General features: G+C 70.5%; 14 protein-coding genes and 1 tRNA gene. 5 read left to right on the top strand and 10 right to left on the bottom strand.

Annotation, left to right across the window (positions count from 1 at the left end; all coding sequences use genetic code 11):
• Nucleotides 1–13: 13 nt before the first annotated feature.
• The 5 genes from AB0C38_RS15385 to AB0C38_RS15365 all read right to left on the bottom strand — a co-directional run bounded on the left by AB0C38_RS15385 (nucleotide 14) and on the right by AB0C38_RS15365 (nucleotide 4229).
• A complete protein-coding gene (locus AB0C38_RS15385; protein WP_360672568.1) occupies nucleotides 14–883 on the bottom strand; it encodes an alpha/beta fold hydrolase in 870 nt (289 codons plus the stop codon).
• Between the two features lie 57 nt (nucleotides 884–940).
• A tRNA-Trp gene (locus AB0C38_RS15380) sits at nucleotides 941–1019 on the bottom strand.
• A 56-nt stretch (nucleotides 1020–1075) separates the two neighbouring features.
• Nucleotides 1076–2170: an FAD-dependent oxidoreductase gene (locus AB0C38_RS15375; RefSeq protein WP_360672565.1), complete on the bottom strand. Its 1095-nt coding sequence runs from the start codon at nucleotides 2168–2170 to the stop codon at nucleotides 1076–1078.
• Nucleotides 2170–3249 carry a hypothetical protein gene (locus AB0C38_RS15370; protein ID WP_360672562.1) on the bottom strand — a complete coding sequence of 360 codons (1080 nt, stop codon included), beginning with the start codon at nucleotides 3247–3249 and terminating at the stop codon, nucleotides 2170–2172. Before AB0C38_RS15370 ends, AB0C38_RS15375 begins: the two co-directional genes overlap by 1 nt.
• Nucleotides 3250–3263: 14 nt before the next feature.
• Entirely contained in the window at nucleotides 3264–4229 is a 966-nt protein-coding gene (locus AB0C38_RS15365) for a hypothetical protein (protein WP_360672558.1), read from the bottom strand.
• Nucleotides 4230–4465: 236 nt separating this feature from the next.
• Between AB0C38_RS15365 and AB0C38_RS15360 the strand changes: the two genes are divergently transcribed.
• The gene (locus tag AB0C38_RS15360) at nucleotides 4466–5527 is read left to right on the top strand and encodes an LLM class flavin-dependent oxidoreductase (RefSeq protein WP_360672555.1); all 1062 of its coding nucleotides are present in this window, start codon (nucleotides 4466–4468) and stop codon (nucleotides 5525–5527) included.
• A 65-nt stretch (nucleotides 5528–5592) separates the two neighbouring features.
• Here AB0C38_RS15360 and AB0C38_RS15355 read toward each other — a convergent pair whose 3' ends face one another.
• Entirely contained in the window at nucleotides 5593–6255 is a 663-nt protein-coding gene (locus AB0C38_RS15355; RefSeq protein ID WP_360672552.1) for a GPP34 family phosphoprotein, read from the bottom strand.
• 322 nt (nucleotides 6256–6577) lie between these two features.
• Here AB0C38_RS15355 and AB0C38_RS15350 point away from each other — a divergent pair, with 322 nt between their 5' ends.
• Together AB0C38_RS15350 and AB0C38_RS15345 are read left to right on the top strand one after the other, a co-directional pair.
• Nucleotides 6578–8176 carry a beta-N-acetylhexosaminidase gene (locus AB0C38_RS15350; RefSeq protein ID WP_360672549.1) on the top strand — a complete coding sequence of 533 codons (1599 nt, stop codon included), beginning with the start codon at nucleotides 6578–6580 and terminating at the stop codon, nucleotides 8174–8176.
• Nucleotides 8161–8916, top strand: coding sequence for a class I SAM-dependent methyltransferase (locus AB0C38_RS15345; protein WP_360672547.1), 756 nt, complete (start codon nucleotides 8161–8163; stop codon nucleotides 8914–8916). Before AB0C38_RS15350 ends, AB0C38_RS15345 begins: the two co-directional genes overlap by 16 nt.
• A 70-nt stretch (nucleotides 8917–8986) precedes the next feature.
• Here AB0C38_RS15345 and AB0C38_RS15340 read toward each other — a convergent pair whose 3' ends face one another.
• Entirely contained in the window at nucleotides 8987–10426 is a 1440-nt protein-coding gene (locus tag AB0C38_RS15340; RefSeq protein ID WP_360672544.1) for an AMP-binding protein, read from the bottom strand.
• Nucleotides 10423–11553, bottom strand: a complete 1131-nt coding sequence (locus AB0C38_RS15335; RefSeq protein WP_360672541.1) for an acyl-CoA dehydrogenase family protein — start codon at nucleotides 11551–11553, stop codon at nucleotides 10423–10425. Before AB0C38_RS15335 ends, AB0C38_RS15340 begins: the two co-directional genes overlap by 4 nt.
• Before the next feature lie 87 nt (nucleotides 11554–11640).
• Between AB0C38_RS15335 and AB0C38_RS15330 the strand changes: the two genes are divergently transcribed.
• A complete protein-coding gene (locus tag AB0C38_RS15330) occupies nucleotides 11641–12807 on the top strand; it encodes a macrolide family glycosyltransferase (RefSeq protein WP_360672538.1) in 1167 nt (388 codons plus the stop codon).
• A gap of 57 nt (nucleotides 12808–12864) precedes the next feature.
• Here the strand turns inward: AB0C38_RS15330 and AB0C38_RS15325 are convergent, their stop codons facing one another.
• Together AB0C38_RS15325 and AB0C38_RS15320 are read right to left on the bottom strand one after the other, a co-directional pair.
• Nucleotides 12865–13698 (bottom strand): ABC transporter permease, encoded by an 834-nt coding sequence (locus tag AB0C38_RS15325; protein WP_360672535.1) that lies wholly within the window; start codon nucleotides 13696–13698, stop codon nucleotides 12865–12867.
• A gap of 1 nt (nucleotide 13699) precedes the next feature.
• Nucleotides 13700–14671, bottom strand: coding sequence for an ATP-binding cassette domain-containing protein (locus AB0C38_RS15320; RefSeq protein ID WP_360672532.1), 972 nt, complete (start codon nucleotides 14669–14671; stop codon nucleotides 13700–13702).
• A gap of 229 nt (nucleotides 14672–14900) precedes the next feature.
• Between AB0C38_RS15320 and AB0C38_RS15315 the strand changes: the two genes are divergently transcribed.
• The gene (locus AB0C38_RS15315; protein WP_360672530.1) at nucleotides 14901–15167 is read left to right on the top strand and encodes a hypothetical protein; all 267 of its coding nucleotides are present in this window, start codon (nucleotides 14901–14903) and stop codon (nucleotides 15165–15167) included.
• Nucleotides 15168–15224 lie beyond the last annotated feature (57 nt).

The raw sequence follows: 15224 nt of genomic DNA, 5'->3' as shown, positions 1-15224 counted from the left end.
GTCCTCCTGCTGTTCACTCCGGGCTGCCCAGGAAGTCCAGGACGACGCGGTCGTGCTCCTCCGGCTGCTCCCACTGCGGCCAGTGCGCGGCGTCGGCGACGCAGTGGAAGGCCGCACCCGGGATGAGCTTCGCGATCCGGCGGCCCACGTCGGGCCCGCTGCCGGGGTTGTGGTCCGACCACAGCACCAGCGTCGGCACGCTCACCGCCGCCAGCCGTTCCTCGGAGATCTTCCGGTTCGGCCCGGAGCCGAACCCGAAGGAGTTCTCGAACACCGTGTGCAGCGCGGCGTTGGTCGCGGGCTCGGCGTAGATCCGGCGGCGGACCTCGACCAGCTCGTCGGTGACCCGGTCGGGGGTGGCCATCAGCCACTCCAGCCGGGTGCGGATGGTCTCGGGGGTCGGGTTCTCGATGGCGGCGAGCGAGCGGGCACGCAGGGCCTCGCGTCCTTCGGCGGGCCGCTCGTTCACCGAACCCGGCGCCCACTTGATGCCGGCGGTGGTGTTGAGCACCAGCTTCCCGACGCGGTCGGGGTGCTCCAGCGCGAGCGTCAGCGCGACCCAGCCGCCGAGCGACTCGCCTTCGACGTGCGCGCGCTCGATGCCCTGGGAGTCCAGCAGGTCGAGCACCTGCTCGACGTAGGTGCCGACGGCGTCGTGGGTGAACTCGGGCTTGCCGGAGTAGCCGTGCCACAGCAGGTCCATCGCCATGGCGCGGTAGTGCCGGCCGAGCCGGGTGACGTTGCGCGCGTAGGCCTCGGCGTGCCCGCCGACGCCGTGCAGCAGCACCAGCGCCTCGCCGTCGCCGGCCTCGATGACGCGGGTCCGGTGCTTTTCCCCGAGGACGTGGGTCTGGCTGCCGAGCAGCTCGGTCCAGATGGTCACCTCGGTCACTCCCAACGGTTCGGCGGGCCCGGCCGGAACCGGTGGCACTGGTGTTTCTGGCAGGGGCGGCAGGACTCGAACCTGCAACCGTCGGTGTTGGAAACCGCTGCTCTGGCCAATTGAGAGCTACACCCCTTCGCGACCGGCTTCCCGGTGCGAGATCATTATGCGGCGAATTTTTTGGGGAACTTGCTAGCTTGTCTCCCCGGTGCCGAAGCGGTCCGGGGTGAAGACGTCGACGAGGTCGTCGGGCACGCCGTCGACGATCCGGCCGGCCAGCGCGCGGCCGAAGAGCGGCCCGAGGGTGACCCCGGCACTCGCGACGGCCTCGTAATACCCCGGCACGGCCGACAGCGGGCCGACGCTCGGCAGCTCGTCGCGGGCGCAGCGCGCGTCCACGACCTCAGCCGTCCGGACGGTCGCGGTGCCGAGCAGCGGCACCACCTTCGCCGCACGGTCCAGGAGGTCCTTCACGTACTCCGGGTCGGGGGCGCCCGAGCGCGGGGGCAGCCCGCGGTCGACGCGGTCCGAGCGCAGGACCACGCGGCCGGGGCCGTCCGGCCGGATGCTGACCTCGGGCGCGCGCAGGATGTAGTCGAGCGGGTCGCCGTCGACGAGCAGGTGCGCGATCAGGCTGCGCCGGGGCGGGCCGAGGAACGGGCGGGCGCCGGCCAGCGCGCCGACCTCGTCCGCGGCCGACCCGGCGGCGTTGACCACGGCGTCGGCCTCGATCCGGCGGCCGTCGGCGAGCCCGACGCCGTCGCGCGACACCGAGGTCACTTCGGCGTTCAGTTCCAGCGTGGCGCCGAGGGAAACCGCCTCGTCGAGCAGGTGGCGGGTGAACGCGACCGCGTCGATCCAGCCCTCGGCCGGCAGCACGGCGACCGTGCCCGTGGTGGGGAAAACCACCGACGAACCCAACGCGCCGGCCGCTTCCGCGGCAGCGTGCCGGTCGATCGGGCAGCCCCACTCGTCGAGCTGGGCGAGGTAGCCGGCGAACGACTCGTCGTCGGTCCACGCCACCGTCCCGGTGCGGTGCCACCACGACGCGGGCGCGAACTCGCCGGCCAGGGCCGCGTGCTCGGCGATGCCCGCCTGGTTCAGCTCGAAGTACGACTTGGGGAAGCGCCGGTACGCCGTCGCGGTGGCGAACCCGATCTCCGTGGTGCCGGAGGCGGGCCGGTCCGCGCGGTCGACGCAGTGCACGCGAGCGCCGCGCCGGGCCAGGTGATAGGCCGCCGAGGCGCCGATGACCCCGGCGCCGATGACGACCACCTTCGGCGGCATCAGTACAGACCTTCCGGAGCGGCCTGGCTCACCTGCAGCGGGCGCACGTTGTACACGCCGTCCACCGGCCACTCACCCTTGGTGTCGTAGCGGGTCGCCTCGTCGCGCTCCATCAGGTTGGGCAGGAAGAGGTCCTCGTGCAGCACGGTCAGCTTCAGCTGGCCCGACTGTCCCTTGTCGACGGTCCGCCGGAAGTCCTCCGGGTCCACCACGGACATCGTCACCTGCGGGTACGTCGGCGCGTAGGGCAGGATCGCGCCGCCGTCCTCCGGGTGCAGGCTGACCGCGTTGCCGAAGGTGTTGCCGTAGCCCGACCGCACGAGTCCGCCGTCGAGCGCCTTGACGAAGTCCTGGTACATCTGCGGGCTCATGTGCGTGCCGCCCAGGCGGACGCCGTCGAGCGCCGCGACCAGCTCCGGGTGCCGCGCGATCAGCTTCTGCAGCAGCGCCGGCGTCGTGTTGAGGTAGTGGACGTGCTGGGAGCTCAGGCAGTCGACGATCTGGCCGAGCACGTGCTCGGTGTACTCCCCCAGCTCCTTCATCTTGCCGGCGCGGATGAGCTGCTTGATCCACCGCGGGTCCATGTCGATGCCGTACACCAGCCCGGCCAGCTGCTCGGAGAGCTCGATCGCGCCGTTGCCGATCTGGTGCGGCCCGCTCGGCGTCGCCTGCAGCCAGGTGCGGCCCGCCTGGTACCCGTCGAAGAGGTACGACCAGCGCCGCCATTCCACGCGGTGGGTCATCATGTCTTCGGTGTAGAACACCCGCACGGGGTCGCCGGTCGTGCCGCCGGACTCCCACACGCGCCCGATCAGCGGCCGCGGCACGGTGCGCGGCACCAGGTCGCCGGGGTCCAGCCCGCGCAGGTCGCCGGGCGGGAACGGGCCGAACTCGGCGAGCTGGTCGTACCGGGTGATGTCCATCGGGTCGAACGACAGCTCGGTCGCCCGCTTCAGCCAGTACGGGCTGCCGAGCTCCGGGTTGAAGTGCCGCCGCACCACGTGCCTCGTCCACGCGTCGAGGTCGAGGGACAACCAGTGGTCGGTCAGGCTGGCACGTTCGTGCGTGCGGGTGCTCACGGTTTCTCCTTGCTTCAGACGCCGGGGGCGACGAGGTCGACGGCGTAGTCGTAGATCGCGGTCATGGCCTCGGTGACGTGGTGCGGCTCGGTGATGCGCACGACGGGGAACGGGAAGTCGAGCACGCCGGCGGGCAGCGTCGGGCCGAGGACGAAGGCGAGCCGGACGCCCTGTGCCTTCATCCCGGCGCACACGTGCGGCAGGCTCATCGTGGTGGTCTTGTTGCGCTGGAACAGATCGCGGACCTCGTCGGCCGTCGTCAGCGCGCGCTCCTCGAGGAACGAGCACACCGGGATCCGCGGGTCCGCCACCGCCATGGCCCGGACTGCCGGTGCCATGAAGTCGGTCGCGTACTGGCGCAGCGGGGAGTGCACGGCGAACGGCTGGCCGTCGATGACGCTGATCATGCCGGGCGGGCTCTGCGCGACCAGCTTGTCCAGGGCCTCGGCGGTGCCGCTGAGCATGAGCAGCCGGGCGGTGCCGTTCGAGAGCACGCCGAAGTCGCCGCCGAGGTACACCCCGGGTCGCCGGTCGCCGTAGTAGAACGTCGGGTCCTCGGTCACCGGGAGGAAGGCGATGGCCGCGCCTTGTGCCGGAGGCGCGGGGTCCGGCAGCGGCGTCTTGGCTTCGCGCACCAGCAGGTCGAACAGCACCCGGCGGTCCACCGCACCGGCGACGGAGCTCGCGATCAGGCCGCCGAGGCTGATCCCGCCGGCGACCGCGGGGTGGATGTCGGACTCGGCGAGCACGTCGTGGATGCCGAGCGCCAGCGCGGCCAGCCGGATGCCGGCGAGGCTGAAGCGGTCGTGGTCGCCGCGCGGTTCGAACTCGCCGCGCAGCAGGGCGCGCGGTTCGATGCCGGTCCAGTCGCGCACCTGCTCGTACGACCGGCGCATGGCCGGGTACGCCTCGTGCAGCTTCGCGCCGTGCTCCGGGTCGGGATCGGAGATGTTCGCGCCGAACAGATATCCCAGAGTCACCGAATTCTCCTGACGAACGTTTCCGAAGCGGCTGCCGCGACGCTACGCATCCCCCTACGCGCGGAACCGGGCTAGCATGGGGGCTCTAGGCAAAACCTCAGCTCCGGGCGCGGGACTCCTTAAGAGTTCCCCCAGGGTTGGCCTGCTAGGGCGGCTGTCGCGAGTACGGCGAATGGGAAAAAGGTGGCAGCCGGCCCATCCAGGCTCGTCACCCTATTCGCCGGAGGTATCAGAACGTGGAGTATGGCGTCTCGCTGTTGCCGGACTGCGACCCGGAGACCACGACCGCCTCGCAGTACTTCCAGGATGTGCTGCAGGTCAGTGTGCTCGCCGATCAGCTCGGCCTGAACTACGTCAAGATGACCGAGCACTACCTGCGCTCCTACGGCGGATATTCCCCCAGCCCGCTGGCCTTCCTGTCGGCCGTGGCCGCGCGCACCCAGTCGATCCGCCTGATGACCGGCGGCATCCAGGCCTCGTTCCACCACCCCATCCAGATCGCCGCGCACGCCGCGCAGGTCGACGTGATGAGCGGCGGCCGCCTGGACGTCGGTTTCGCGCGGGCCTTCCTGCCGTACGAGTTCGAGGCCTTCGGTGTCGACATGGACACCAGCCGCGAGCGGTTCCTCGCCACGATCGAAGCCGTCGTGCGGCTGTGGAACGAAAAGGACGTCACCGAGGACACGCCATTCTTCAAGTACGAGAAGGCGAACTCGCTGCCGGCGCCGGTGCAGCAGCCCGGCCCGCCGGTGTGGGTGGCCGCGCTGGCGACCCCGGCCAGCTTCGACTGGACCGGCCGCAAGGGCTTCAACCTGCTCATCAGCTCGACCCAGCTCAACGAGATGGGCCGCAAGCGCGAGTACGTCGAGCTGTACCGCAACGCGTTCATGGAGGCGCACGGCGACTCCGGCCGCAAGCCGAAGTTCGCGGTGAGCATCCCGCTGCTGATCGCCGACACCGACGAAGAGGCGCGCGACCTGGCCGTGCCGTTCATGCTGAAGTCGTTCAACGCCTTCAAGGAAGCGATCCTGTCCTGGCACAACGTCGAGTCGCCCGCGTACGAGGGCTACACCGCGATGGCGCGCCAGATGGCCAGCTTCGACCTCGAGACCGACGGGCTGGAGGCCAAGGCGGTCGTCGGCTCGCCGGACACCGTGCTGGGCCGCATCGAAGAGGTCCGCGACGTGCTCGGCCCGGACGTCATCCTGTGGAACCTCGACTTCGGCGGCCAGTCGCTGGAGACGATGTCCCGCACGCTGAACCTATTCGCGGACAAGGTCATGCCCGCGCTCGGCTGATCCCCCCTGCACACGAAAAGACCCGGTGGCCGCGTGGCCACCGGGTCTTTTCGTCCGAGCGTGCGTCAGCCGCTGAAGCCGAGGCCACCCTGGGCGGCGATCATCGTGAGGCGGATGCCGCGCAGCGCCTTCTCCAGGCCGGGCGCGACCTCGCCGACGCGGTCGGTCAGCTCCTCGATGCGGTCCTTGTACTCGCCCTTGCTCTCCTTGCGCGTGACGACGCTCGGCACCGTCCCGGCGGCGGCGAGCGCGACGAGCGCGGCGTCGTCCGCGCCGACCTGGGCGACCGGGGTCGAGCTGTGCAGCACCTCGACGGCGTGCTCCTGCAGCGCCTTGGCCAGCGACGGGTCGGTCGCGGTCACGTGGGTCTTCGGCACGACGCCCAGGACCTTCTTCTCCTGGACCGTGAGCAGCTTCTGCTCCACGAGCTGCTCCTCGATCGCGTCGAGGGTCTCCTTGTAGTCGTGCCGCAGCCACGACTTCCAGCTGCGCTTCTCGTTGCCGATCTGCGCCAGCAGCCGGTCGAGCACCGGGTCACCGGTCGGGTCCGACTTGACCAGCACGGCGTCGCCGTCTTCATCGGCGATGTTGCCGCGCAGCGCCAGCTCCGTCAGCACGCCGGCACGGGTCAGGAACGCCGTGCGGGTGCGGTCGTAGAGGTCTTCCTTCTCCAGGTCGTAGGCGAGCAGGTAGGCGCGGTAGTGGACGGCGGTCGGCGTCTCGGTCATGGTCGGTCACCCGTTTCTGTGTCGGTCGTCGGTACGGGCCGGGATCCCCGCGTCCGGCCGGATTTTCCCCCCGACGGACGCGCCTGGCATTGCGTATTACCCGATCTTGGCCGATCCGACACCGCCGAAAAACGGCCAAAGGTTGACAGTCGGTGACGGAAGGTTGTCGGCTCACAACCTTAGTTGTTCCGGCGTGCGGAGTAACGGGGCTTAGCAGTCTCCCCAGACGTCGGCCGATCGGGTGGACTCGCCCCCGGTCAGGCCATTAAGAGAAAGAGACCACTTTCTTCTTCCCGTCACCACTATCCGCAATGGACGGCTCATGACCGCTCGAAGTGTCAGGCGTGGGGTGCTGTTCCTCTCCCTCCTCGGCCTGCTCGCCCCCGTGGTGCCCGCAGGCGCCGCCCCGCGGCCGGTTCCGGCCGCATCGACCCTGCAGCAGGTCGTGCCGGCCCCGGTGTCGGTGACGCCGGACCCGGCCGTCCGCTACCTGCTCGGACCGGCGACGGTGGTGTTCACCTCCGGCGGCGCCGACGCCCGCCAGGTCGGTGACTACCTCGCCGGGCTGCTCCGCCCGGCGACCCGCTTCCGGGTCCCCGTGATCACCGCTCCCGCCCTCCCCGGCGTCCCGAAGGCGCTGCCCGGGATCTCGCTGCTGCTCGGCGGCGCCGACTCCCGCGTCGGCGCCGAGGGCTACACGCTCGACAGCACGGCGTCCGGGGTGACCATCCGGGCCGCGAAGCCCGCCGGGCTGTTCAACGGCGTGCAGACGCTGCGTCAGCTCCTGCCCGCCTCGCTCAGCGGGACCCTCACGGTGCCCGGCGGCCACATCCTCGACTACCCGCGGTACTCCTACCGCGGCGCGATGCTGGACGTGGCGCGGCACTTCCTGCCGGTGTCCGACGTGAAGAAGTACCTCGACGACATCGCGCTGTACAAGGTCAACAACCTGCACCTGCACCTCACCGACGACCAGGGCTGGCGGCTGCAGATCGACGGCTGGCCGAACCTGACCGTCAAGGGCGCGAGCACCGGCTCCGGCGGCGGGGCCGGTGGTTTCTACACCAAGGCCCAGTACCGCGACATCGTCGCCTACGCGCAGAGCCGGCACATCACGATCGTGCCGGAGATCGACATGCCGTCGCACTTCGGCGCGGCGCTGGCCTCCTACGCCGAGCTCAACTGCGACGGCGTCGCCGGCCCGATCTACACCGGACTCACCCCGGCCCCGCGGTCGGACCTCTGTGTCGACAAGCCGATCACGTACAAGTTCATCGGTGACGTGCTCAGCCAGCTCGCGGCGCTGACCCCGGGCGGCTACCTCGACGTCGGCGGCGACGAGATCCAGGACCTCGACGACGCGCAGTACACGGCGTTCATGGCGAAGATCGCGCCGATGGTGGCCAAGACCGGCAAGAAGCTGCTGGGCTGGGCGGAGATGCTCACCGCGACGCCGCCGCAGGGCGCGACCGGCGAGTTCTGGATCTACGACGGCACCCAGAACGAGGTCGGCCAGGCCAGCCAGCAGGGCGCGAAGCTGATCATGGCGCCGTGCGTCTACACCTACCTGGACATGAAGTACGCCCCCGGCGTCCCGGCCGACATCGGCCTGGAGTGGGCGGGCGACATCAGCGTCCAGGCCGCGTACGGCTGGGACCCGACCGCGGTGGTGCCCGGTGCGCTGAACTCGAACATCGACGGCGTCGAAGCTCCTTTGTGGACGGACACCGTCCGCAGCCTCGACGACGTGCGCCTCCTGGCCTTCCCCCGGCTGCCCGCGATCGCCGAAATCGGCTGGTCCCCGCAGGCGAGCCACGACTGGACGTCGTTCGCGTCCCGGCTGGCCGCCCAGGGCCCGCGCTGGACGGCTCTCGGCGTGAAGTACTACGCGGCCCCGGAAATCCCGTGGCCGAAGAACTGACCCGGCGGGAGAAGCCCACGATGGCGAACAAGAACGGGCAGGTCTGGGAGGCCTACTGGACGGACCTCCCGGACCGCACGGGCGCGGCCTTCTGGGACTGCGAGCCGGCCGACGGCGCGGCGGCGCACGCCGAGCTGTTCAAGGCGCACTTCGACCCGGCGCTCCCGCTGGTCGACCTCGGCTGCGGCAACGGCACCCAGACGAAGTACCTGGCCGGGCTGTACGACCGGGTCGTCGGCGTCGACATCGCCGAAGCCGCGCTGAACCGGGCCCGGCTGGAGAACGCCGCGGACAACGTCGCGTACGAGCTGCTCGACGTGCTCGACGACGCGTCCGTGACGGCGTTCCGGGAGCGGTACGGCGACGTGAACATCTACCTGTCGGGCGTGATCCACCAGCTGCCGGTCGACCGGCGGGTGGCGTGCGCCCGAAACCTGGCCGTGCTGGCCGGGCAGGGCGGGTGCGTGTTCAACCAGGAGCTGACACCGGCGAGCTACACGTACATGCAGCAGCTGATCGCCGACCCGGCCAACGACTTGCCCAAGCTGGAGCGGGTGTCGATCTACTTCGGCATCGGACTGCAGCCGGCGGCGGGCGAGGCAGAGCTGGAGACGGTCTACGAGGTAGGCGGCTTCACCATCCTCGACGGCGGCGAGCTGCTGCTGCGCACGACGGAGACACTGGCCGACGGGTCGGGCCTGAACCTGCCGACCCACTACGTCATCGCGCGAGCCTCCTGACGGCACGAAAAAAGGGGCGGTCCCGGTGCCGGGACCGCCCCTTTTCCGTTTCCCGGTCGGGGCGGGAAAGTCAGTGCGCGGCGGCCAATGCGGCCCGGTCCGTCTTGCCGTTGGCCGTCCGCGGTAGCTCGTCCACCGAGGTCACGTCGTCCACGATCATGTACTTCGGCAAGTGGGCCGCGCAGTGGGCCTTCATCCCCAGCAGCGTCACGCGCTCGCCCGGGCGCGCGACGATCACCGCGCGGAGGCGGGCGTCGATACCCGCTCCCGCGACGATCACCGCCACCTCCGCGACCGCCGGGTGCCGGGCCAGCGCCGTCTCGATCTCGCCCAGCTCGATGCGGTGGCCGCGGAGCTTGACCATCGCGTCGCGGCGGCCCGCGTACTCCAGCTCGCCCGCCTCGTCGTACCGGCCCACATCGCCGGTGTGGTAGCCGCCCAGCTGCGGTGCCGCCCCCCAGTACCCGAGCATGACGGTCGGCCCGTGGACGACGATCTCGTCGTCCGGCGACAGCGTCAGCGTCGCGCCCGAGCACGCCCGCCCGATCGGCAGGCCCCCGGTCCGCGCGAGGTCCGCCGAAGTCACCTCGTAGCTGGTGACGACGTTCGTCTCGGTCGGGCCGTACCAGTTGAACAGCCGCACGTCCGGCCACGCGCGGCGCAGCGTCTGCACCCCGGCGATCGGGAACGGCTCCCCGGCGAACACGCAGACCCGCAGCGACGCCGGCGCCGGGCGGTCGAGCAGGCCGCCGTGGCGCATCATCAGCAGCAGCGCCGACGGCACCGAGTACCAGACGCTGATCCCGCGGCCGTGCAGGAAGTCGGTCAGCTCCGCGGGTGAGTAGGACAGGTCCGAACCGGCCAGGTCCACCGACGCCCCGGCGAAGAACGCGCCGTAGAGGTCGAACACCGACAGGTCGAAGTTGAACGGCGCGTGGTTCGCGAGCCGGTCCCCCGCGTGCAGCCCGGTCTCCGCCGCGGCCCACCCGACGAACGCGAGCGCGTTGCGGTGGCTGATCAGGACGCCCTTCGGCGCGCCCGTCGAGCCTGAGGTGTAAAGGATGTAGGCGGGCTCGTCCGGGCCGACGTGCTCGAGCGGCGGCACACTGTCACTTGTGGACAGTGCGGCGAACGAGCTCAGCGGCGGCGGGTTCGCACCCCAGTCGGCGGAAAGCCCCGCCTCGTCGGCGACCACCAGCGCGGGCGTGCAGCCCTCGGCGATGAGCCGCACCCGTGAGACCGGGTTCGACGGCGCGACGGGCACGTAGACCGCGCCCAGCCGCAGCGACGCCTGCATCAGCGCCACCACCTCGACGCTCTTCTCCGCCCAGATCAGCACCCGGTCACCGCGGCGGACGCCGGCCGCGTGGAGCCCGGCGGCCTGCCGGCCGGCCAGCTCGTCGAGCTCGCGGTAGGTCACGGTGACCGCGCCGGAGTGCACGGCCGGGGCGTCCGGCGTGCGCTCGCTCGCGGCGAGAACCAGCTGGTGCAGCAGTTCCACAGAGCTCACATCCCCAGTTCCATCGCGACCAGCTGCCGCTGCACGTCGGACGCGCCGGAGAAGATCGTGCCGCCGATCGCGTCCCGCAGTGCGGCTTCGATCCCCTGCTCGCGCAGGTAGCCGCGGCTGCCGAACAGCTGCACGGCGTCGGTCGCGCTCGCCACCGTCCCCTCGGACACCGCGAGCTTCGACAGCGCCGCGAACAGCGTCGCGTCCTCGCCCTCGTCCAGCGCCCAGCAAGCGCGGTACAGCAGCAGGCGGGCGCTTTCGGCCCGCAGCTTCATCTCCACGATCCGGTTGGACACCGACTGGAACTCCGCGAGCCGCTTGCCGAACTGGCGGCGGCTCTTCACGTGCTCCAGGCAACGCTCGATCAGCCGGTCCTGCACGCCCAGGTACAGCGCGAACAGGCAGGCCCGCTCCCAGCCCATCGAGTGCTGGAAGATCGCCGAGCCCTGGCCGGGTTCGCCGAGCACGGCGTCCGCGGGCACGAAACAGCCGGTGAAGGTGACTTCGGAAGCCACGCAGCCTTCCATGCCGAGCTTGCCGAACGGCTCACCGAAGGCGATCCCGGGCGAGTGCGCGTCGAGCGCGAAGGCGGTGATGCCCCAGTGCCCGGCGGCCGGGTCGGTGACCGCGTAGGTGACCAGGACGTCGGCGACGGGACCGTTGCTGACGAAGCTCTTGACGCCGTCGAGCACGAACCCGCCGTCGACGGGGGTGGCCGTGGTCCGCAGCGCGCCGACGTCGGAACCCGCTTCGGGCTCGGTCATCGCGTTGCCCGCGATCAGGTCGCCGGCGGCGAGGCCGGGCAGGAGACGCTCGCGCAGCGCCTCTCGCGCGAAGTCCACGATCGGCATCGTGCAGGCGAACAGGTGCGCGGCCGCGCCGAAGACGAGCCCGGTGTCCGGGCAGCCGCGCCCGGCGGCCTCGAACACCCGCGCGGTCTCGAGGGCGGTAAGGCCGCCACCGCCGTGGCCGGTGGGCACGCTGGCGCCGAGGACGCCGAACTTCCCGAGCAGGGCCCACTTCTCGCGGCTGAACACGTACTCGGACGCGGCCGGGAAGGCCGCCCGCGTGTCGGCCACCGTCCGGTCGTAGCGCTGCCGCTGCTCCGCGGTCCAGCCGAACTCCATCCGCCCACCTCCACCAGGGTCCCCGGCCGAGGCTAACGGCGGCACGTCTAGCGAAAACCCTGAATACGCGGTGCGAGCATGGCTGGTGTGACCCGACACGTCGTGCTCTGCACCCTGCCCGGTTACGGACACGTGACGCCCGTGCTCGACGTCCTCGGCGAGCTGGTCCGGCGCGGTCACCGGGTCACCGTGGCCACCGGCAGCGCGTTCGCCGACCGGATCGCGGCGACCGGCGCCCGGCCTCTCGTCTACGACGGGCCGGCCGACGACCCGGGTTCGCACCGCCTGGCCGCCGCGCTGACCGGCGCGTCGAGTTGTCTCGAGCCGCTCGCGCCGGTGCGGAAGCTGCTGGCGGACGACCCGCCCGACGTCCTCGCCTTCGACTCGACCATGTGGATCGCGGGCCGGGTGCTCGCTGACGACGTCGCGTGCCCGACGGTCCAGCTCTCGGCGTGCTTCGCCTCGAACGAGCACTATTCCCTGCCGGCGCACGTGGCCCGTTTCCCGGCGGAGTCCACAGTGGACGACGATGAGCCGTACGACTTCCTCGCCGACCTGAACTCCCTGCTGGCGGCCGAGGCCCCGGGGCGGACCGCCGAGCAGTTCCTCGACGACGGACGCGACCACAAGCTGGTCTTGATTCCTCGCGACTTCCAGTACGCGGGTGGGAAGTTCGACGCGCGGCACACGTTCACCGGCCCGTGCTTCGGCCCGCAGCGGCCGCTGACCGGCTGGGAGCCGCCGGCGAACGGGAACCCGGTGCTGCTGGTGTCCCTGGGCACGTCGGCGTTCAACGACCAGCCGGACTTCTTCCGCCAGTGCGCCCGCGCGTTCGCGGACCTGCCGTGGAACCTGGTGATGACCCTGGGCGGCGGCGTCGACCCGGCCTCGCTGGGCCCGCTGCCGCCGAACGTCGAGGCGCGGCAGTGGGTTCCACACCCGGCGGTGCTCCGGCACGCGTCGGCGTTCGTGACGTCGGCGGGCATGGGGAGCGTGATGGAGGCGTTCTACTGCGGGACCCCGCTCGTCCTGGTGCCGATGCACGGCGAGCAGGAGGTCAACACGGAACGGGTGGTGGAGCTGGGCCTCGGCCGCCGTCTGCCCCGCGAAGAGCTGACGCCGGAAGCGATCCGCGACGCGGTACTGGCGGTGGCGGCCGACGAAGGCATCGGCGCCCGCATGCGGGCCATGCGCGACCACACTCATGAAGGCGGCGGCGCCGTCACGGCCGCCGACCGTATCCTTGCCTGCTGACCCCGGAAACACTGAAGGGGACCTCCCCATGGGAAGTCCCCTTCAGGTGACCGAAACTCAGCCGGAGTCGCGCTTGCCCATCAGGGAGAACGCCACCACCAGCGCCACCGCGACCCACGTCAGCAGTGTGCCGCCGCCGGTCAGCGGGCCCAGGTAGGTCACCGAGTCCGTCTTCAGCTGGGCCGTGCTCAGCTGCTCCGCCGCCGACGCCGGGAAGTACGCGAGGATGTCGCGCTGGACCCACGTCGGCAGCAGCGCGCCGAGGATCGCCGGGGCGAAGATGAAGCCGATCGCCGTCGCGATGGCGCCCGCCGCGCTGCGCATCATCACGCCGAACGACAGCGCCAGCAGTGCGAACGCCGCGAACTCCGCGCCCCAGCCGAGCAGGCTGCGCAGCACGCCCGGGCCGCCGAGGCCCAGCGTCGGGATGGCCGGGTTGATGCCGAGCACCAGCTGGCCGATGAAGAACGCCGCCGCCGCGAACAGGGTGCCGAGCACGAACGTCAGCAGCCCGACGACCACGGCCTTCGAGATCAGGACCCGGCCGCGGTGCGGGGTGATGGCCAGCGTGAGCCGCATCATCCCGGTCGAGTACTCACCGGACACGGCGAGCACCCCGAGCACCGAAATCAGGATCAGGCCGAGGTTCATCCCGACCATGCTGGTGCCGGCCGAGTCGAAGTCCGCGGTCTGCCCCGCGGGCAGGTTCTTGTAGTCCTGTTCGGTCAGGAAGCTGAACAGTACGGAGAACCCGACGCTGACCACGGCCGCGGCGATGACGACGAGCCAGGTCGAGCGGACCGACTTGAGCTTGGTCCACTCCGCGGCCAGCGTGTTGGTGATGCCGGGCGAGGTCTTCGTTTCCGGCAGTGAAGCCGTTGCGGTCGTCACGTTATTCAGTCCCTTCCGACGCGAGCGCCCGCACCGTCTCGAGTACCTTCTCCTCCGCCGGCGGACCGCCGTTGTGGGAGCGGTACTGCACGCTGTCCTTGGTGAGGTCCATGAACGCGGCCTCGAGGCTCGCGCGGACCGGCGTGAGCTCGTGCAGCCCGAGCCGGCGCTCCAGCGCGAGGTCACCGATCTCCGGCGCGTCCAGGCCGACGACGTTGAGCGAGCCGTCGTCCAGCTTCGTCACCTTGCCGCCCGCCCGTTCGAGGGCCTCGGCGAGCTCGGCGACCTGCGGCGAGACCACGTGGACGTGGCTGCGCGCGCTGCGCTGGGTGAAGTCGGCGATCGGCATGTCGGCGATGAGCTCGCCCCGGCCGATCACGATGACGTGCGCGGCGGTCTCTTCCATCTCGTTCATCAGGTGGCTGGACACGAAGACCGTCCGCCCTTCGGCGGCGAGGTCCTGCATCAGCGTCCTGATCCAGTAGATGCCCTCCGGGTCGAGCCCGTTGACCGGCTCGTCGAACAGCAGCGTCGGCGGGTCGCCCAGCAGGGCGGTCGCGATGCCGAGCCGCTGGTACATGCCGAGGGAGAAGTTGCCGACCTTCTTGCCCGCGACGTCGGTGAGGCCGACGGTGTCGAGCACCTCGTCCACCCGTTTCCGCGGGATGCCGCCGGCCTGCGCCACCCACTGCAGGTGCCGGTACGCCGTGCGCGCGCCGTGGACGGCCTTCGCGTCAAGCAGCGCCCCGACCTCCCGCATCGGCGCGGGCAGATCCCGGTAGGGCTTGCCGTTGACCGTGACCGAGCCGCCGCTGGGGGCGTCCAGGCCGAGGATCATCCGCATCGTGGTCGACTTGCCTGCCCCGTTGGGTCCCAGGAAACCGGTCACGACGCCAGGCTTGATGTCGAACGACAGGCCGTTGACGGCCGTCGTGTCCCCGTATCGCTTCGTCAGATCTCGTGCTGTGATCAAGCGCCTGCTCCGTATTCGTTCCTGTAGTACCTGAGAACAAGTGAACCGGCTGCCACCACCGTCGGGCTAGTACACAAGGTCGCTTGTCACCGCAACCAAAGTTGCAACCCCCACTCGGGGCGTGATCTTCCCAGCACCCCCGGCGACCTGCAACTCGAACGCCCAGGCCCAGCGTCAACTTTAGATGATCGGAAGACCACTTTTTAGGACTCACGACGCCGGATGCCGTGTGCTTGAATCGATCACAAGAGATTTCGTCGACCACTTTTCGGAGGAGATTCCGATGGCCAAAGAACAAGGGCGCCCGTTCGTTTCCCTCGTCATGGGACTGATTCTCGTCGCGGGCGGGGTCGCGATCATCATCAACGCGGGCGAGCACACCATCGGCGTGATCGGCGGCGGGGTCACCATCGTCGTGGGTCTGCTGTTCTTCGTCCGCAGCGCCACTTCCCGCAAGACGACGGCCGCCGGACGGCGCCGCTTCTTCATATCCTGAACATCCTGAACATCCTGAAAACCAGCCATCGACGGAACTCGGCGGCCGTCCTGGTGC

It is taken from the genome of Amycolatopsis sp. NPDC048633 (assembly GCF_040650695.1).
In the GTDB taxonomy this organism is placed as follows: domain Bacteria; phylum Actinomycetota; class Actinomycetes; order Mycobacteriales; family Pseudonocardiaceae; genus Amycolatopsis.
Note: the sequence above shows the minus strand (reverse complement) of the source record. Positions and strands in the feature narration are given on the sequence as shown.

Bases quoted from the DNA above. Each gene is read 5' to 3' on its own strand.
- AB0C38_RS15355 (WP_360672552.1), bottom strand. From the start codon at position 6,255: ATGACCGAGACGCCGACCGCCGTCCACTACCGCGCCTACCTGCTCGCC.
- AB0C38_RS15350 (WP_360672549.1), top strand. From the start codon at position 6,578: ATGACCGCTCGAAGTGTCAGGCGTGGGGTGCTGTTCCTCTCCCTCCTC.
- AB0C38_RS15375 (WP_360672565.1), bottom strand. From the start codon at position 2,170: ATGCCGCCGAAGGTGGTCGTCATCGGCGCCGGGGTCATCGGCGCCTCG.
- AB0C38_RS15335 (WP_360672541.1), bottom strand. From the start codon at position 11,553: ATGGAGTTCGGCTGGACCGCGGAGCAGCGGCAGCGCTACGACCGGACG.